This is a genomic window from Streptomyces sp. NPDC003016 (assembly GCF_053591455.1).
This window is the reverse complement of record NZ_JBSFTV010000001.1, coordinates 42930-61736: the sequence shown is the minus strand read 5'-3', so window position 1 is coordinate 61736 and position 18807 is coordinate 42930. Positions and strand designations below refer to the sequence as shown.

Sequence of the window (18807 nt, the reverse complement as noted above, 5' to 3'; positions counted from 1 at the left end):
TGTCCGGTCGGGGACAGGGCAGGCGCCGCGTTCAGTTCCGCACGCCGTTGTGCGGGACGTCTATGAGGGGAGCGTACGTCAGACGGTCAGGGCACGGTCCGTCGGCTTCACCGGGGCAGGCAGTTCGCTCGCCCCCGTCAGGTAACGGTCCACGCCGCGCGCCGCCGAGCGGCCCTCGGCGATCGCCCACACGATGAGCGACTGGCCGCGGCCCGCGTCACCGGCGACGAAGACGCCGTCGACGTTCGTGGCGTACTGCGCGTCGCGCGCGATGTTGCCGCGGGCGTCGAGCTCCAGGCCGAACTGCTGGACCAGGCCGTTGGACTGGTCGGTGCCGGTGAAACCCATGGCGAGGGTGACCAGCTGCGCGGGGATCTTCCGCTCGGTGCCGGGCTTCTGCTCCAGCTTGCCGTCCTTGAACTCCACCTCGACGAGGTGCAGGAACTGGACGTTGCCGTCCTCGTCGCCCTCGAAGTGGGTGGTGGAGACGGAGTAGACCCGCTCGCCGCCCTCCTCGTGCGCGGAGGTGACCTTGTAGAGCATCGGGAACGTCGGCCACGGCTGGTTGGCGCTGCGCTCCTCGCCCGGCTTCGGCATGATCTCCAGCTGGGTGACGGAGGCCGCGCCCTGGCGGTGGGCGGTGCCCACGCAGTCCGCGCCGGTGTCGCCGCCGCCGATGACCACGACGTGCTTGCCCTCGGCGGTGATCGGGGAGACCGTCAGGTCGCCCTCCTGCACCTTGTTGGCGAGCGGCAGGTACTCCATCGCGAAGTGGATGCCGCTGAGCTCGCGCCCCGGGACGGGCAGGTCGCGGGAGACCGTCGCGCCGGCGGCGATGACCACCGCGTCGTACCGGCGCCGCAGCTTCGCGGCGTCGACGTCGCGGCCGATCTCCACCTCGGTGCGGAACTTGGTGCCTTCCGCGCGCATCTGCTCGATGCGCCGGTTGATGTGCGACTTCTCCATCTTGAACTCGGGGATGCCGTAGCGCAGCAGGCCGCCGATGCGGTCGGCGCGCTCGTACACCGCGACCGTGTGACCCGCCCGGGTCAGCTGCTGGGCGGCGGCGAGACCCGCCGGGCCCGAGCCGATGACGGCGACGGTCTTGCCGGAGAGGCGCTCGGGCGGCTGCGGGGTGACGTCGCCGTTGCCCCACGCCTTGTCGATGATGGTGACTTCGACGTTCTTGATGGTGACGGCCGGCTGGTTGATGCCGAGCACGCACGCCGACTCGCAGGGAGCCGGGCACAGCCGCCCGGTGAACTCCGGGAAGTTGTTCGTGGCGTGCAGCCGCTCGGACGCCGCCGACCAGTCCTCGCGGTAGGCGTAGTCGTTCCACTCGGGGATGAGGTTCCCGAGCGGGCAGCCGTTGTGGCAGAACGGGATGCCGCAGTCCATGCAGCGGCCGGCCTGCTTGCTGATGATCGGCAGCAGGGAGCCGGGAACGTAGACCTCGTTCCAGTCCTTGACGCGCTCACCGGCGGGACGGGTCCTGGCGACCTCGCGTCCGGTGGTCAGGAAGCCCTTGGGGTCAGCCATGGGTCGCCGCCTCCATCATCTTCTCGGTGGTCTCCTGCTCGGAGAGACCGGCGAGCTCAGCGGCGTCCTTGGCGGCGAGCACTGCCTTGTACGTGGACGGGATGATCTTGCTGAAGCGGGTCACCGCGGTGTCCCACTCGGCCAGCAGCTTCGAGGCGACCGTGGACCCGGTCTCCTCCTCGTGGCGGCGCACCACATCGTGCAGCCACAGCTTGTCGGTGTCGTCGAGGGCCTCGACCGCCCCGGCGTTGCCGGAGTTGACGTTGTCCGGGTCGAGGTCGATGACGTACGCGACGCCGCCGGACATGCCGGCCGCGAAGTTGCGCCCGGTCTCGCCCAGCACCACCGCGCGGCCGCCGGTCATGTACTCGCAGCCGTGGTCGCCCACGCCCTCCGAGACGACCGTGGCGCCGGAGTTGCGGACGCAGAAGCGCTCGCCCGTCCTGCCGCGCAGGAAGAGCTCACCGCCGGTCGCGCCGTACGCGATGGTGTTGCCCGCGATCGTCGAGTACTCGGCGAGGTGGTCGGCGCCCCGGTCCGGGCGGACGATGATCCGGCCGCCCGAGAGCCCCTTGCCGACGTAGTCGTTGGCGTCGCCTTCGAGCCGCAGCGTCACACCGCGCGGCACGAACGCGCCGAACGACTGGCCCGCGGACCCGGTGAAGGTGATGTCGATGGTGTCGTCGGGCAGACCCGCACCGCCGAACTTCTTCGTCACCTCGTGGCCCAGCATGGTGCCGACGGTCCGGTTGATGTTGCGGATCGCGACCTGTGCGCGGACCGGCCCGGCGGCCTCGGCGCTGCCCACGGCCAGGGCGTCGGCGGCGAGCTTGATCAGCTCGTTGTCGAGCGCCTTCTCCAGCGCGTGGTCCTGGGTGGTGATCTGGTGGCGGACCGCGCCTTCCGGCAGCTCGGGAACGTAGAACAGGGGCTCCAGGTTCAGGCCCTGCGCCTTCCAGTGGGTCACGGCCGCGTCGGTGTCGAGCAGCTCGGCGTGGCCGACGGCCTCTTCGAGCGTACGGAAACCGAGCTCGGCCAGCAGCTCGCGCACTTCCTCGGCGATGAACTGGAAGAAGTTGACGATGTACTCGGCCTTGCCGGAGAAGCGCTCGCGCAGGACCGGGTTCTGGGTGGCGATGCCGACCGGGCACGTGTCGAGGTGGCAGACGCGCATCATGACGCAGCCGGAGACGACGAGCGGCGCGGTCGCGAAACCGAACTCCTCGGCGCCGAGCAGTGCGGCGATGACGACGTCGCGGCCGGTCTTGAGCTGGCCGTCGGCCTGGACGACGATACGGTCGCGCAACCCGTTGAGCAGCAGCGTCTGCTGGGTCTCGGCGAGGCCGAGCTCCCAGGGGCCGCCCGCGTGCTTCAGCGAGGTGAGCGGCGAAGCGCCCGTACCGCCGTCGTGTCCGGAGATCAGCACCACATCGGCGTGCGCCTTGGACACACCTGCGGCGACGGTGCCGACACCGACCTCCGACACCAGCTTCACGTGGATACGCGCCGCCGGGTTGGCGTTCTTGAGGTCGTGGATCAGCTGAGCCAGGTCCTCGATGGAGTAGATGTCGTGGTGCGGCGGCGGCGAGATGAGCCCCACGCCCGGCGTCGAGTGCCGGGTCTTGGCCACCCACGGGTACACCTTGTGGCCGGGCAGCTGGCCGCCCTCGCCGGGCTTCGCGCCCTGCGCCATCTTGATCTGGATGTCGTCGGCGTTGACCAGGTACTCGCTCGTCACACCGAAGCGGCCGGAGGCGACCTGCTTGATGCTGGAGCGCCGCGCCGGGTCGTACAGCCGCTCGGCGTCCTCGCCGCCCTCACCGGTGTTGGACTTGCCGCCCAGCTGGTTCATGGCGATGGCGAGGGTCTCGTGCGCCTCCTGGGAGATGGAGCCGTACGACATGGCGCCGGTGGAGAAGCGCTTGACGATCTCGGAAGCCGGCTCGACCTCGTCGATCGAGATGGCCTCGCGGTCGCTCTTGAAGCCGAAAAGCCCACGCAGCGTCATCAGCCGCTCGGACTGCTCGTTCACGCGGCCCGTGTACTGCTTGAAGATGTCGTACCGGCGGCCCCGCGTCGCGTGCTGGAGGCGGAAGACCGTCTCCGGGTCGAACAGGTGCGGCTCGCCCTCGCGGCGCCACTGGTACTCGCCGCCGATCTCCAGCGCGCGGTGCGTGGCGGCGATGCCGGAGGCGGGGTACGCCTTGGCGTGCCGGGCGGCGACCTCCTTGGCGATGACGTCGAGACCGGCGCCGCCGATCTTGGTCGCCGTACCGTTGAAGTACTTCTCGACGAAGGCCTCGTCCAGGCCGACGGCCTCGAAGACCTGCGCGCCCCGGTAGGAGGCGACCGTCGAGATGCCCATCTTGGACATGACCTTCAGGACGCCCTTGCCGAGCGCGTAGATCAGGTTCCGGATGGCCTGCTCGGGCTCGGCGCCCTCGATGAACGTCCCCGCGCGGACCAGGTCCTCGACGGACTCCATGGCCAGGTACGGGTTGACGGCGGCGGCGCCGTAGCCGATGAGCAGCGCGACGTGGTGCACCTCGCGCACATCGCCGGCCTCGACGAGCAGCCCCACCTGGGTGCGCTGCTTCGTACGGATGAGGTGGTGGTGCACGGTGGAGGTGAGCAGCAGCGACGGGATCGGCGCGTGCTCGGCGTCCGAGTGCCGGTCGGAGAGCACGATCAGCCGGGCGCCGGCCTCGATGGCGGCGTCGGCCTCGGCGCACATCTCCTCCAGACGGGCGGCCAGCGCGTCGCCGCCGCCGCCGACGCGGTAGAGGCCGGACAGGGTGGCGGCCGTCAGGCCCGGCATGTCGCCGTCGGCGTTGATGTGTATGAGCTTGGCCAGCTCGTCGTTGTCGATCACCGGGAACGGCAGCGTGACATTGCGGCAGGTCGCGGCGGTCGGCTCCAGGATGTTGCCCTGCGGGCCGAGCGAGGAGCGCAGCGAGGTGACGAGCTCCTCGCGGATGGCGTCCAGCGGCGGGTTGGTGACCTGCGCGAAGAGCTGGGTGAAGTAGTCGAAGAGGAGCCGGGGCCGCTCGGACAGCGCCGCGATCGGCGAGTCCGTGCCCATGGAGCCGAGCGGCTCGCCGCCGGTGCGGGCCATCGGCGCGAGGATGACGCGCAGCTCCTCCTCGGTGTACCCGAAGGTCTGCTGGCGACGGGTGACCGAGGCGTGCGTGTGCACGATGTGCTCACGCTCGGGCAGGTCCTCCAGCTCGATCTCGCCGGCTTCCAGCCACTCCTGGTACGGCGCCTCGGCGGCAAGGCCGGCCTTGATCTCGTCGTCCTCGACGATCCGGTGCTCGGCGGTGTCGACCAGGAACATCTTGCCGGGCTGGAGCCGTCCCTTGCGGACGACCTTGGCGGGGTCGATGTCGAGCACCCCCACCTCGGACGACAGCACGACGAGCCCGTCGTCCGTCACCCAGTAGCGGCCGGGACGCAGACCGTTGCGGTCCAGTACGGCGCCGACCTGGGTGCCGTCGGTGAAGGTGACGCAGGCCGGGCCGTCCCAGGGCTCCATCATCGTCGCGTGGTACTGGTAGAACGCGCGGCGGGCCGGGTCCATGGAGTCGTGGTTCTCCCACGCCTCGGGGACCATCATCAGCACGGAGTGCGGCAGCGAGCGCCCGCCGAGGTGCAGCAGCTCCAGCACCTCGTCGAAGGACGCGGAGTCGGAGGCGTCCGGCGTACAGACGGGGAAGATCCGCTCCAGCTTGTCCGCACCGAACAGATCCGACGCGAGCTGGGACTCGCGGGCCTTCATCCAGTTGCGGTTGCCCTTGACCGTGTTGATCTCGCCGTTGTGCGCGACGAAGCGGTACGGGTGTGCGAGCGGCCAGCTGGGGAAGGTGTTCGTCGAGAAACGCGAGTGGACGAGGGCGACGGCCGTGGCGCAGCGCCGGTCCGACAGGTCCGGGAAGAACGGTTCGAGCTGCCCGGTGGTGAGCATGCCCTTGTAGACGATGGTCCGCGCCGACAGCGACGGGAAGTAGACCCCGGCCTCACGCTCGGCGCGCTTGCGCAGGACGAAGGCCTTGCGGTCCAGGGCCAGCCCGGTCGGCGCGCCTCCCCCAGACTCCGTCCGGGAGGTACCCCCGGCCACGAAGATCTGGGCGAAGGCCGGCATGGTGGCGCGGGCCCCGTTGCCGAGCAGCGAGGGGGTGACGGGAACCTCACGCCACCCCAGGACCTCGAGTCCCTCTTCGGCGGCGATCGCCTCGATCTGCGAGACGGCCTGTGCGGAGCCGTCGGCAGGGAGGAAGGCGGTGCCGACGGCGTACGCGCCGGCCTCGGGGAGGTCGAATGCGGTGACCTCGCGGAGGAAGGCGTCGGGGACCTGGAGCAGGATTCCGGCGCCGTCGCCGGAGTCGGGCTCGGATCCCGTGGCACCGCGGTGTTCGAGGTTGCGCAGTACGGTCAGCGCCTGCTCGACCAACTCATGGCTGGCCACACCGGTGAGGGTGGCCACAAAGCCGACGCCGCAGGCGTCGTGCTCGTTACGGGGGTCGTACATCCCCTGCTGGGCGGGGCGACCGTCCATGGGCGACCAGGCGTCGGAACGCATCGGCACTCCCGTCGTCGTCGTGGCATATACAGCTACCGAGGGACGACGTTGGCCCTCCGCGAAATTTCGTGCAGGTTACATGATGGCTGGCTTCTCGCGAAGTGGATAGCTCATTCCAGCATGCGGACACCGCTCATAGCGGTGGAGGTGGGGCAGAGATGGACAGAACGCATCCGTCCGGCCGTCACAGAGCAGGCTTCATTGCCTGCGGTGTCGTGGGCTCATGCCCGGTGGTAGCGGAATTGAAACCACCGGGTAACAGACTACTTATGTGGAGCCCTGCATAGTGTCTCACCCTACGGCTGTTCCGAACAGAGCGCCGAGGGCGTACGTCACACCGGCCGCCGCCCCGCCGAGCGCCAGCTGCCGCAGCCCGCTGAACCACCAGGACCGCGCCGTCACCTTCGCCACCAGCGCCCCGCAGGCGAAGAGGCCGACGAGCGCGAGCAGCACCGCGGGCCACATCGTCGAGGCCCCGAGCAGATAGGGCAGTACGGGCAGCAGAGCACCCAGCGCGAACGCCCCGAACGACGATACGGCGGCGCCCAGGGGTGAGGGAAGGTCCCCGGGGTCGATACCGAGCTCCTCGCGGGCGTGGATCTCCAGCGCCTGCTCGGGGTCCCTGGACAGCTGGGTGGCGACCTCGCGCGCCAGCCCCGCCTCGACCCCCCGCGACACGTAGAGCGCGGCGAGCTCCTCCAGTTCGTCCTTGGGATGCTTGCGCAACTCGCGCCGCTCGACGTCGAGTTCGGCCTCCACCAGCTCCCGCTGCGAGGCCACGGAGGTGTATTCGCCCGCCGCCATGGAGAAGGCGCCGGCGGCAAGCCCGGCGAGCCCCGTGATGACGATCGTCTGCTGCCCCACGGAACCACCGGCCACACCGGTCATCAGTGCCAGGTTGGACACCAGGCCGTCCATCGCGCCGAAGACCGCCGGACGCAGCCAGCCCCCATTCACGTCGCGGTGCGTGTGGTTGTCGCGGTGCGCCTCGTGCAGCGTCGCCCCGGTCTCGATGATGGCCATTCCGCCCGTTCCCCTCTCGCCGGAGGCGGGGCCGTATGCGGCCCGCTCCACCTCCTCAACACCATCGAAAGTACGCACGATCCACACCCCCCGCCAGCAAGGCAGGCCGTACTTACCCGCAGCTCAGACCCCACGCCGACCGGGTGACGCTGACGTTTCGGAGCCTTCGCCGGGCCCTGGCGTGGCACAGATCCAGGAACGAGCCCAGGGAGTTGACCGCATGCAGTCCCGCACCGATCACGGCCGCGCGCTTCAGGCCCTGCGCGCACTTCACGCCGTACGCGCGCTCCGCGACCGGGGGCGGGGCGCCCTGCTGGGCCTGGCGGTGGGCGACGCGCTCGGGGCCCCCGCGGAGAACATGAAGCCTTCCGAGATCCGCCGCCGTTGGGGCCGCATCGAAGGCTTCGTGTCCTCCGATCCCGCCGGCACGGACGACACGGAGTACGCCATCTTCTCCGGCCTCCTCCTCGCCCGTCACGGCTCGGCGCTCACCGTGGCCCACGTCGAGAACGCATGGCACCTGTGGATCGCCGACCTGGACGAGGGCCCCTTCCGCGGTGCGGGCTTCAGCGAACGCGGCACGCTGGAGAACCTCCGCCGCGGCCTGGCCGCGCCCATCTCCGCCCAGCACCGCCACGCGTGGAGCGACGGCCTCGCGATGCGCGCCGCGCCGTTCGGCGTCTTCGCGGCGGGCCGCCCGGCGGAGGCGGCGCGCCTGGTCGCGATCGACGGCTGCGTGAGCCACGAGGGCGAGGGCATCTACGGCGGCCAGGCGGTGGCGGCGGGCGTGGCGGCGGCCATGACGGGCGCCGCCCCCTGCGCGGTCACCTCCGCGGCCCTGTCGGTCATCCCGTCCGACTCCTGGACGGCCCGCTCCCTGCGCCGCGCGGTGGCCGCCGCCCCGCAGGGCGAACGCGCGGTGCGCTCGGCGGTGGTGATCGGCGGCTACCCCTGGACGGACCTGGCCCCCGAGGCGGTGGGCCTGGCCTTCGGAGCGTTCGCGGCGTCCCACGGCGACTTCACCGCCTCGGTCCTCACGGCGGTCAACATGGGCCGCGACGCGGACACCACGGCGGCGGTGGCGGGCGCCCTGGCCGGCGCCCTGTGCGGCGCGGGCGCGATCCCCCCGGCCTGGTCGTCGGCGATCGCCCCGGCACGGGGCAGTTGCCTCCCCTCCATGCGGGGCCACCACGTCCTGGACGTAGCGGACCTCCTGACCCCGGACGACGACCCCCAGGCAGCCTCATGACCCCCTACAACCCCCCGCAAGCCGCACCCCGGGCCGCACCGGACATCCCGGCCGGCCACGCCGCACCGGACCTCCGCCGCGTCGAAGGTCTCCTCCTCGGCCTGGCGGCGGGCGACGCCGCCGGCTGGCCCGCCGCCCGCCACCGCGCGGCCCGCATGCCCGACTGGACCCGCCGCCTCACCCGCGAACTCGACACTTTCGCCGAGCAGAACGCCACCACCACCCTCCCCGTCCCCATCGCCCTCAACCAGCCCCCCGAGCCCCTGCGCCTGGGCCCTTCCGACGACGCGGAGTGGGCCGCCTTCACCGCCGTCACGATCCTGGACGCCGCCCCCGGCAGGATCCGCGCCGCGGTCGACCGCGCCTGGACCGCCCTCGCCGCCGAGGTCGCCGCCGCCGCCGACCGCGCCCCCGAGGTCGAATCCGCCGTACTCCCCCTGCGCGCCCGCATCTCCGTACGCGCCGGTCTCGGCAACCTCGCCACCGGCCTGCGCCCGCCCGCGACCGGCCACGACAATCCGCACTACTTCGACGACGCCGCCTGCGTCCGCGCCTGCGTCCTCGCCACCGCCCACCCCGGCGACCCGGCCGCCGCCGCCGAGCTCGCCGAGTTCGACGCCCGCTACACCCAGGACGGCGACGGCGTCCACGGCGCCCGCGCCATGGCCGCGGCGATCGCGGCGGCCCTCGGCGGCGCCGGAGTCGACGAAGCCGTGGACGCCGCCCTCGCCCAGCTCCCCGGAGCCACCGAGATCGGCCGCAACGCGGCCCACGCCGTGCACCTCGCCCGAACCACGGCCGGCGGTGCCTTCGCCCTGGTCCCCACCCTCGAACACCAGATCGTCGACCACGTCTACAGCTACGGCATCGCCGCCGCCGAAACCGTCCCCGTGGCCCTCGCCCTCGCCACCGCCGCCCGCGGCCGCGTCACCGAGGCCGTGCCCGCCGCCGCCTGCCTGTCCCGCGTCGCCGACTCCGCCCCCGCCCTCTGCGGCGCGCTGACCGGCGCCCTCTGCGGCGGCGACGCGCTCCCGCACGGCTGGCGCGACGCCTGCCGCACTCTGGTCGGCTGCGCCCTCCCCCGCCTGGCCGGCACAGATCTCATCGAACTGGCCGCACGACTCCACCACGAACGGACCCGGACATGACGGCATTCACCCCCCTCACACTCGAAGACCGGGTCACCGGCAGCCTGATCGGCGCGGCGGTCGGCGACGCGCTCGGCGGCCCGGTCGAGGGCTGGACCCCCGAGCAGATCACCGAACGGCACGGCGGCCGCGTCCACGGCATCGTCGGCCCCTTCCACGAGGACTGGCGTACGGCGCGCCCCATCGCCCCGTACCACAAGGGCGACGGCCACATCACCGACGACACCCTCATGACGCACGCCCTGGTCCGCGTGTACGACGCCGTACGCGACCACCTGGACGCCTACGCGATCGCCGACCACCTCGTCCCCCAACTCATCGAAGAACCCGTCTACATCCCCGAGCTGGAAACAGAGGCCCTTCCCCTCCACCGCGTCTTCCTCGCCGAGAAGTGGATCGTCGCCCGCCTCCACTACGGCCACGTGGACCCGCGCGAAGCCGGTACCGGCAACATCGTCAACTGCGGCGCCGCGATGTACATGGCCCCCGTCGGCCTGGTCAACGCGGGCAACCCACCGGCCGCCTACGCAGAGGCGATCGACATCGCCGGCGCCCACCAGTCCTCGTACGGACGCGAGGCGGCCGGTGTCTTCGCCGCAGCCGTAGCCGCCGCCTGCGCCCCCGACGCGACACCGGCCACGGTCGTCGACACCTGCCTCTCCCTCGCCAAGGACGGCACCCGCACAGCGATCGAAGCAGTGGCCGAAGCGGCGGTCCGCCACCACGACTTCGAGTCCGCCCTCACCCCCCTCCGCGACGCCGTAGCCCCCTTCGACACCGTCGGCCCGGACTACCGCAGACCAACCCTCGCCGCCCGCCGCCCCTCCCGCCTGCACTCCATCGAGGAACTCCCCATCGCCCTGGGCATGCTCCTCGTGGCAGGCGGCGACTACCGCCGCACAGTCCTGGGCTCGGTCAACTACGGCCGCGACTGCGACTCGATCGCCACGATGAGCGGCGCCATCTCCGGGGCGCTGTACGGCGAGGCGGCCGTCCCCTCCGACTGGGCGAAAACAGTCGCCGAAGCAAGCCGCACCGACCTGCATGCTCCCGCCCGCACCCTGATCGACGTCACCCGCGAGGTGTACGCCCGCGACACCCGGCGCCGCCGCACCCACGAGACAGCGTTCGAGACACTGACAGGCACGTCATGAGTCTCCGTCTGACCTGGGTCCAGCCGGAGGACCTGATCACCCACGAACTCCGCCAGGCCTCCGAAGACGGCCGCGACACGACAGCGATCCGCGCCCGCTGGCACAAGGCGGGCGGCCCGCCCGCACCACCCACCACGGGCGCATCCGCCACTCCCGCGCCCCCACACCTGCGCGCCCTGGCCGAGGACCTCCTCAACGAACTGCACCTCCTGCCCTCCCCCTTGGCGGGGGCCGAACCAACCCCCCTGCCCGCCATCAGATCGGCCTGCCCGGCGTGGCCCCGGCCGTCGGTCCCGGTGCCGGGAGGGGACGTGCCGGGGCGCTCCCCGCAGGGCGTCGAACACCACACGCCCGAACGAAACCGAGTACCCGAACGTTCGGCGCCCGAGGAGACGCCCCGGCACGGCACCGCCCCCGACGCCCCCGCAACCGGCGCCCACCCCCACCGCCCGGAGCCCACCACCCCTGCCCTCCTCGACCGCCTGCACGCCGCCTGGCTCGGCCGCGCCGCCGGCTGCCTCCTCGGAAAGCCCGTCGAGAAACTCCCCCTCCCCGCCATCCGCCGACTCGCCGCCGCCACCGGCAACTGGCCCCTGCGCACCTGGTTCACCGCCCACGGCGTCCCCGCCGCCCTCCTGGCCCGACACCCCTGGAACCGCCGCTCCGCCCCCACCTCCCTCGCCGAGAACATCGACGGCATGCCCGAGGACGACGACCTGAACTACCCCCTCCTGGGCCTGCTCCTCCTCCAACGCCACACCAAGGCCTTCACCACCACCCACCTCGCCCGCCTCTGGCTGGACGAACTCCCGGCCGGCCGCACGTTCACCGCCGAACGCATCGCCTACCGCAACCTCCTCCACGGCCTGACGCCCCCTCACACCGCGACCCACCGCAACCCGTTCCGCGAATGGATCGGCGCCCTGATCCGCGCCGACATCCACGGCTGGACGCACCCCGGTGACCCGGCCGCCGCCGCCGAACAGGCCCACAGGGACGCGATCCTCACCCACACCGCCAACGGCGTGTACGGCGCGATGTTCATCGCGGCGACCATCGCCGAAGCCGCCGCCGGCGCCACCGACGTACACCACTGCCTGCGCACCGGTCTGAGCGTCGTCCCCCCGAAGTCCCGCCTGGCCCGGGCGGTCCGCCACGGCATCGAAGCAGCACGCACCGCGGCCACCTTCGACACCGTCGTGGACGGCCTCCACGCCGCCTACGGCCACCACCACTGGGTGCACGTGGTCCCGAACGCCGCACTCCTCGCCGCCGCCCTCACCCACGCCGACGGCGACTTCACCGCCTCGATCTGCCGGGCCGTGTCCGGCGGCTGGGACACGGACTCCAACGGCGCCACCGCCGGCAGTATCGCCGGCCTCCTCGCAGGCTCCCCGGAAGCCCTCCCCGCCCACTGGACCGCCCCCCTCCGCAACCGCCTGGCCACGTCCGTCGCCGGCCTCGACGGCATCGGCTTCGACACCCTCGCCCGCCTCACCCTCGTGGAGGCACACCGCGCCGCGCCCGCAGCCTCCGCCGACGCGTCACCCCGTGAACCCAAGACCGAACCCCAGGTGAAAAGCTCCCCATGACCAGAACAGCCCCCACCACCGAAACCCCCACCACCGAAACCCTCGCCACCGAGGCCACTCCCACCCCGCAACCACCCCTCACCGGCCTCCGCGTCCTCGACCTGGCCACCCTCTTCGCCGGCCCCCTCGCCGCCACCATGCTCGGCGACTTCGGCGCGGACGTGATCAAGGTCGAGCACCCCACCCGGCCCGACCCCTCCCGAGGCCACGGCCCCGCCAAAGAAGGCATCGGCCTGTGGTGGAAACTCCTGGGACGCAACAAGCGCACCATCACCCTCGACCTCTCCGCCCCCACCGGCCGCGACGCCCTCCTGCGCCTGGCCGCCACCACCGACGTGATCATCGAGAACTTCCGCCCCGGCACCCTGGAGAAATGGGGCCTGGGCCCGGCGGAACTGAGCGCGGTCAACCCCCGCCTGGTCCTGGCCCGCGTCACCGGCTTCGGCCAGTTCGGCCCGTACTCCCACCGCCCCGGTTTCGGTACGCTCGCCGAGGCGATGAGCGGCTTCGCGGCGATCACCGGCGAACCGGAGGGCCCGCCCACGCTCCCCCCGTTCGGCCTGGCCGACTCGATCACGGCGCTCGCGACCGCCTACGCCGTGATGACCGCGCTCACGGCCCGCGCCACGACCGACCGGGGCCAAGTGGTGGACATGGCCATCATCGAACCGATCCTCACGGTCCTCGGCCCGCACCCCCTCTGGTACGACCAGCTCGGCTACGTCCAGCCCCGCACCGGCAACCGCTCCCGCAACAACGCCCCCCGCAACACCTACCGCACCGCCGACGGCGCCTGGGTGGCCGTCTCCACCTCGGCCCAGTCCGTCGCGGAACGCGTGATGCGGCTGGTGGGCCGCCCCGACCTCATCGACGAACCGTGGTTCACCACGGGCAGCGGCCGCGCCGAGCACGCCGACGAACTCGACGAGGCGGTCGGCCACTGGATCGCCCGCCACACCCGGTCCGACACCCTCGCCGCGTTCGAGAAGGCCGAAGCGGCGGTCGCCCCCGTCTACGACATCCACGACGTCATGACCGACCCCCAGTACCGCGCCCTGGACACCATCACCACGGTCCAGGACCCCGAACTCGGCCCGCTGCGCATGCAGAACGTCCTCTTCCGCCTCTCCGAGACGCCCGGTGCGATCCGCTGGGCGGGCCGCCCGCACGGCGCGGACACGGACGCGGTCCTGACCGAGGCCGGCCTGTCCGAGGCCGAGATCGCCGCCCTGCGCGCCACCGGCGGCGCGCGATGACCGTGCCCACGCCCCTGACCTGGCTGTACGTACCGGGCGACCGCCCCGGGACCGTCGCCAAGGCGCTGCGCGCGGGCGCCGACGCCGTGATCGTCGACCTGGAGGACGCGGTCGCGCCCGACCGCAAGGGGTACGCCCGCTCCGCGACCGCCGAGCTGCTCACCGACCTGCCCCCCACCCCCGTCCATGTCCGCGTGAACGCCCTGGACAGCCCGTTCGCCGAGGCGGATCTGCACGTCCTGGCCGGGCTGCCCGGCCTGTCGGCCCTCCGTCTCCCCAAGGTCACGGACCCGGCCGAGGTCCGGCACGTCGCGAACGCGGTGCCGGACGTGCCGCTGTACGCCCTGCTCGAATCGGCGCTCGGCATCGAGCGCGCCCACGCCATCGCCGGCGCGCACCGCTCGCTGCGCGGTATCGCCCTCGGCGAGGCCGACCTCCGCGCGGATCTGGGCGTACGGGACGACACCGGGCTCGCGTGGCCGCGCAGCCGGGTGGTGGTCGCCGCACGGGCGGCGGGTCTGGAGGCGCCGGCCCAGTCGGTGTACCCCGACATCCGGGACCTGGAAGGGCTGGCGGAATCGTGCGCCCGGGGCCGGGCCCTGGGCTTTCTGGGCCGTACGGCGGTGCACCCCCGCCAACTGCCGGTGATCGAACGCGCCTTCCTGCCCACGCCCCGGGAGGTGGAGGAGGCCGAGGAGACCGTGAAGGCGGCGGCCGCGGACGGAGGGGCGCTGGCACTTCCCGACGGCCGCTTCGTGGACGCGGCGGTGGTCGCGACCGCCTACCGGACCCTGGCCCTGGCGTCCCGTACCCCTGCCGCCGGACCGTGACCCGACGGCCTCACGCGCCGGAGGCGCTAGTCCTTGGCCTCGGCCTTGTCGCCGGCCTCGGCACCGCGCTCGCCTGCACCGGCGACGGCACCGTCGCCATCCTCCGTCTCAGCCACCGAAGCCGCATCCGCGGCCTCATCCGCGTCGCCCTTGTCCGAAGACACCGGCTCGACCGTCTCCTCGCGCCCCGGCCGGACCTTCGCCGAGATCACGAAGTACGCCACCGCGCACACGAACACGACGATCGAGGTCCATACGTTCAGCCGGAGCCCCAGCACGTGGTGCGCCTCGTCGACCCGCATGTACTCGATCCAGCCGCGGCCCGTGCAGTACAGCGCGACGTACAGGGCGAAGACCCGGCCGTGCCCGAGCTTGAAGCGGCGGTCGGCCCAGACGACCAGCAGTGCGGCGCCGACGCACCACAGCGACTCGTACAGGAAGGTCGGGTGGTACGTCCCCGCTTCGCGGTTCACGCCCTCGGAGATCTTGAGCGCCCAGGGCAGATCGGTCTCCCGCCCGTACAGCTCCTGGTTGAACCAGTTGCCCCAGCGGCCGATGGCCTGGGCGAAGGCGAGACCGGGGGCCATGGCGTCGGCCCAGGCCGGCAGCGGGATCCCGCGGCGGCGGCAGCCGATCCAGGCGCCGACCGCGCCGAGTGCGACGGCGCCCCAGATACCGAGGCCGCCCTCCCAGATCTTGAAGGCGTCGACCCAGTTCCGGCCCTCGCTGAAGTACAGCTGGTAGTCGGTGACGACGTGGTAGAGCCGCCCGCCGACGAGGCCGAAGGGAACCGCCCATACGGCGATGTCGGCCACCGTGCCGGCTTTGCCCCCCCGGGCGATCCAGCGCTTGTTGCCGTACCAGACGGCCACAAAGACGCCAATGATGATGCAGAACGCGTAGCCGCGGAGCGGGATCGGTCCGAGCTCGATCACACCGGTCGACGGGCTGGGGATATAGGCAAGTTCCATGGCAGGGTCGACGCTACCCTGCCGGGTGGGAGGTACGGCAACCCACCCGGCAACGTCTGGATAACGGGCCCGGCGCACGTGCTACGGCGTCGCCGCGGGTGTGGCGGTCGCCGTCCCCGCCTTTTTGCCCTTGTTCGCCTCGGCGACCCACTTCTTCAGGTTCTCCTGCGTGATCTGCTCGTTGCCCTTCTTCGGGAAGACGGACTCCCCGTTGAGCATCACGGTCGGTGTGCCCCTGAAGTCGCCCTTCTCGAAGGCCTCGTTCGCCTTCCGCACCCAGCTGTCGTGCGTCCCGTCGTTCACACACTGCTTGAACGTTTCGGTGGCGAGCCCGTCGACCTTGCCCGCCAGCTCGATCAGGCGGCTGTTCCTGCCGAAGGCGTCGTCGACCTCCGGCGGCTGGTTCTGGTAGAGCACGTCGTGGTACGGCGCGAACTTCCCCACGTCCTGCGCGCACGCGGCGGCATTGGCCGCCCTCAGCGATCCGGCGCCGCCCATGTTCCGGTCGATGAGCGTGGCCAGGTGGTACTCGGTCTTGAGCTGCCCCGACGCCTCCAGCTCGTGGACCGTGTCCCGGAAGGCGTTCTCGAACTGGGCGCAGGCCGGGCAGCGGAAGTCCTCCCAGACCGTGAGCGTGGACGGCGCGTCCTCGGCCCCCACGAGGATCTTCGGGTCGCCCTTGGCGTCCGTGCCCTTGGGGGCCACGACGGGGCCCGCGCTGTCGTCGCTGCCCGAGTCCGAGCCCGAGTTCGCGGCGAGGACCCCGATCACGGCGGCCAGGCCCAGCACTCCGACCACGGCGGCGGACACGATCAGTGTCCGCCTGCGCTTGTCGCGCGCCTTCTGTGCCTCGCGCTCCTGCACCAGGCGCTCGCGGGCGGTTCGTTTTCCGTCACGGTTTTTGTCACTCACACCCGCAGCAACGAACCGGGGAGGCGCCCGCGCGCCTCCCCGGTCCAGGTCCACTCGTACGGGCTACACCGCTCAGTTGTTCGCGTCAGGCAGCGGGGCCCCTGCGGACGCCTTCCGCCAGCTCGCCGGCGAGCGCCCGTACGGCGTCCAGGCCCGCGGCCGCGTCCGGAGCGTCCAGCAGCCGCTGGACGAAGGCGGAGCCGACGATCACGCCGTCGGCGAAGGCCGCGACCTCCTTGGCCTGTACGGCGTTGGAGACCCCGAGCCCGACGCACACCGGCAGCTCCGTCGTCGCCCGCGTCCGCCGGACCAGGTCCTGCGCCTGCGCGCCCACCGACTCGCGCGTACCCGTCACGCCCATCAGTGAGGCCGCGTAGACGAAGCCCGATCCCGCCGCGGTGATCGTGGCGAGCCGCTCGTCCTTGCTGCTCGGCGCGACCACGAAGACCGTGGCCAGGCCGTGCTTCTCGGCGTGCTCGCGCCACAGCGCGGACTCCTGCACCGGCAGGTCGGGCAGGATGCAGCCCGCGCCGCCCGCCTCGGCCAGCTCCGCGGTGAAGCGCTCGACGCCGTACCGGTCGATCGGGTTCCAGTACGTCATGACCAGGACCGGGGCCCCGGTCGCCTCGTGTGCCTCACGGACCGTGCGCATCACGTCGGCGATCTTCACGCCGCCGCGCAGCGCGATGTCGTCGGCGGTCTGGATGACCGGGCCGTCGAGGACCGGGTCGCTGTGCGGCAGACCGACCTCGACGACGTCCGCGCCGCCCGCGATGACCGCCTTGACGGCGTCGATCCCGCCGTCGACGGTGGGGAATCCGGCCGGGAGGTAGGCGATGAGGGCGGCCCGGTCCTCGGACCTGGCGCGCTCCAGGGTGTCGCTCAGCAGCTGAATGTTCCCGCTCACTTGGTGTCCCTCTGGATCTCGGCGGCGCCGTCGGCGGCGGAGGCGTCCGCCTCGACCGCGGCGTCGGTGTCGTACAGGCCGAAGTAGCGGGCGGCCGTGTCCATGTCCTTGTCGCCGCGCCCGGACAGGTTGACCAGGATCAGCCCGTCCTTGCCGAGCTCCTTGCCGAGCTCCAGCGCGCCGGCGAGCGCGTGGGCGCTCTCGATGGCCGGGATGATGCCCTCGGTGCGGGACAGGAGCAGCAGCGCCTGCATGGCGGCGTCGTCCGTCACCGCCCGGTACTCGCCGCGCCCGCTGTCCTTGAGGTACGCGTGCTCGGGGCCGATGCCGGGGTAGTCCAGGCCCGCCGAGATCGAGTAGGGCTCGGTGATCTGGCCCTCCTCGTCCTGGAGGACGTACGACCGCGAGCCGTGCAGGATGCCGGGCTCGCCCGCCGACAGGGTGGCCGCGTGCTCACCGGTCTCGATGCCGTGCCCGGCGGGCTCGCAGCCGACGAGGCGTACGTCCGTGTCCGGGATGAAGGCGTGGAAGAGGCCGATCGCGTTGGAGCCGCCGCCGACGCAGGCGACGGCGGCGTCGGGCAGGCGTCCCGTGCGCTCCAGGATCTGGCGGCGCGCCTCGACGCCGATGACCCGGTGGAAGTCGCGGACCATGGCGGGGAAGGGGTGCGGTCCGGCGACCGTGCCGAAGAGGTAGTGCGTACGGTCGACGTTGGCGACCCAGTCGCGGAACGCCTCGTTGATGGCGTCCTTCAGGGTCCGGCTGCCGGACTTCACGGCGACGACCTCGGCGCCGAGCATCCGCATGCGGGCGACGTTGAGCGCCTGGCGCTCGGTGTCGATCTCGCCCATGTAGATGGTGCATTCGAGGCCGAAGAGGGCGCACGCGGTGGCGGTGGCGACGCCGTGCTGGCCGGCGCCGGTCTCCGCGATCACGCGGGTCTTGCCCATGCGCTTGGTGAGCAGCGCCTGGCCCAGCACGTTGTTGATCTTGTGCGAGCCGGTGTGGTTGAGGTCCTCGCGCTTGAGGAAGATCCGCGCGCCGCCCGCGTGTCCGGCGAACCGCGACACCTCGGTGAGCGAGCTGGGCCGGCCCGTGTAGTTGACCATGAGCTCGTTCAGCTCGGCCGCGAAGGCCGGGTCGGTCTTGGCCTTGTCGTACTCGACGGCGACCTCGTCGACCGCCGCGACGAGCGCCTCGGGGATGAACTTGCCGCCGTACGCGCCGAAGTAGCCCTCGGTGCTGGGGACGGTGCCCTCGGGGTCCGGAATGAAGAAGTCAGAAGACATCCGACGTACTCCTCAGAAGGGGCTCGCGCCCCATGAAAGATCAACGAGTGGACTTCACCGTATGCGCCGCGCGCGGGTCCGCCCCGGTACGCCGCTCAGGGCGTGCGTACGGGCAGGGCGGATCGCTGCGGCGCGCCTTCGGTGCGCCATCGCATGCCGTTGATCTGACCGGGCTCGGAACCGATGTGGTAACGCACCCGGCGTCCCCGCACCCGCCGCGCCGGAGCCCGGCACCCGCGCGGACGGCAGCCGCGCGCCAGCGGCGCGTGCGGGTCGCGCGCCCGCGCCCCGGCGAGCGGGCGAAGGCCCGGCCGGGTGCGTGCGACGGTGCTGCGGAGAGTGGTCACGGGAGGCTTCG

14 protein-coding genes are annotated in these 18807 nt (G+C 72.1%); 6 read left to right on the top strand and 8 right to left on the bottom strand.

The features are described 5' to 3' along the window. Positions 1-78 precede the first annotated feature (78 nt). The 3 genes from ACWDZ4_RS00275 to ACWDZ4_RS00265 all read right to left on the bottom strand — a co-directional run bounded on the left by ACWDZ4_RS00275 (position 79) and on the right by ACWDZ4_RS00265 (position 7141). Complete coding sequence (locus tag ACWDZ4_RS00275) at positions 79-1539, bottom strand: glutamate synthase subunit beta (RefSeq protein ID WP_451506210.1); 1461 nt, start codon at positions 1537-1539, stop codon at positions 79-81. Then, a complete protein-coding gene (gltB, locus tag ACWDZ4_RS00270) occupies positions 1532-6118 on the bottom strand; it encodes a glutamate synthase large subunit (RefSeq protein ID WP_451506209.1) in 4587 nt (1528 codons plus the stop codon). Before gltB ends, ACWDZ4_RS00275 begins: the two co-directional genes overlap by 8 nt. 291 nt (positions 6119-6409) lie before the next feature. Next, positions 6410-7141, bottom strand: coding sequence for a VIT1/CCC1 transporter family protein (locus ACWDZ4_RS00265; RefSeq protein WP_451506410.1), 732 nt, complete (start codon positions 7139-7141; stop codon positions 6410-6412). A gap of 220 nt (positions 7142-7361) precedes the next feature. Here ACWDZ4_RS00265 and ACWDZ4_RS00260 point away from each other — a divergent pair, with 220 nt between their 5' ends. Genes ACWDZ4_RS00260 through ACWDZ4_RS00235 form a run of 6 tightly spaced genes read left to right on the top strand, consistent with a single transcriptional unit; the run spans position 7362 to position 14370 of the window. Beyond that, a complete protein-coding gene (locus ACWDZ4_RS00260) occupies positions 7362-8390 on the top strand; it encodes an ADP-ribosylglycohydrolase family protein (RefSeq protein WP_451506208.1) in 1029 nt (342 codons plus the stop codon). Then, a complete protein-coding gene (locus ACWDZ4_RS00255; RefSeq protein WP_451506207.1) occupies positions 8387-9538 on the top strand; it encodes an ADP-ribosylglycohydrolase family protein in 1152 nt (383 codons plus the stop codon). The genes ACWDZ4_RS00260 and ACWDZ4_RS00255 overlap by 4 nt, the downstream gene beginning before the upstream one ends. Further along, a complete protein-coding gene (locus tag ACWDZ4_RS00250; RefSeq protein ID WP_451506206.1) occupies positions 9535-10692 on the top strand; it encodes an ADP-ribosylglycohydrolase family protein in 1158 nt (385 codons plus the stop codon). Before ACWDZ4_RS00255 ends, ACWDZ4_RS00250 begins: the two co-directional genes overlap by 4 nt. Further along, entirely contained in the window at positions 10689-12284 is a 1596-nt protein-coding gene (locus ACWDZ4_RS00245; RefSeq protein WP_451506205.1) for an ADP-ribosylglycohydrolase family protein, read from the top strand. The genes ACWDZ4_RS00250 and ACWDZ4_RS00245 overlap by 4 nt, the downstream gene beginning before the upstream one ends. After that, positions 12281-13540 carry a CaiB/BaiF CoA transferase family protein gene (locus ACWDZ4_RS00240; protein WP_451506204.1) on the top strand — a complete coding sequence of 420 codons (1260 nt, stop codon included), beginning with the start codon at positions 12281-12283 and terminating at the stop codon, positions 13538-13540. The genes ACWDZ4_RS00245 and ACWDZ4_RS00240 overlap by 4 nt, the downstream gene beginning before the upstream one ends. Continuing rightward, complete coding sequence (locus ACWDZ4_RS00235) at positions 13537-14370, top strand: HpcH/HpaI aldolase/citrate lyase family protein (RefSeq protein ID WP_451506203.1); 834 nt, start codon at positions 13537-13539, stop codon at positions 14368-14370. The genes ACWDZ4_RS00240 and ACWDZ4_RS00235 overlap by 4 nt, the downstream gene beginning before the upstream one ends. 26 nt (positions 14371-14396) lie before the next feature. Here ACWDZ4_RS00235 and lgt read toward each other — a convergent pair whose 3' ends face one another. The 5 genes from lgt to trpM all read right to left on the bottom strand — a co-directional run bounded on the left by lgt (position 14397) and on the right by trpM (position 18796). Next, positions 14397-15341, bottom strand: a complete 945-nt coding sequence (gene lgt / locus ACWDZ4_RS00230; protein ID WP_451506202.1) for a prolipoprotein diacylglyceryl transferase — start codon at positions 15339-15341, stop codon at positions 14397-14399. 81 nt (positions 15342-15422) lie between these two features. Continuing rightward, complete coding sequence (locus ACWDZ4_RS00225) at positions 15423-16253, bottom strand: DsbA family protein (RefSeq protein ID WP_451506201.1); 831 nt, start codon at positions 16251-16253, stop codon at positions 15423-15425. A gap of 85 nt (positions 16254-16338) precedes the next feature. After that, positions 16339-17160 (bottom strand): tryptophan synthase subunit alpha, encoded by an 822-nt coding sequence (gene trpA / locus ACWDZ4_RS00220; protein ID WP_451506200.1) that lies wholly within the window; start codon positions 17158-17160, stop codon positions 16339-16341. Then, entirely contained in the window at positions 17157-18449 is a 1293-nt protein-coding gene (gene trpB, locus ACWDZ4_RS00215) for a tryptophan synthase subunit beta (protein WP_451506199.1), read from the bottom strand. The genes trpA and trpB overlap by 4 nt, the downstream gene beginning before the upstream one ends. Positions 18450-18544: 95 nt before the next feature. Beyond that, positions 18545-18796, bottom strand: a complete 252-nt coding sequence (trpM, locus tag ACWDZ4_RS00210; protein ID WP_451506198.1) for a tryptophan biosynthesis modulator TrpM — start codon at positions 18794-18796, stop codon at positions 18545-18547. Positions 18797-18807: the final 11 nt, after the last annotated feature.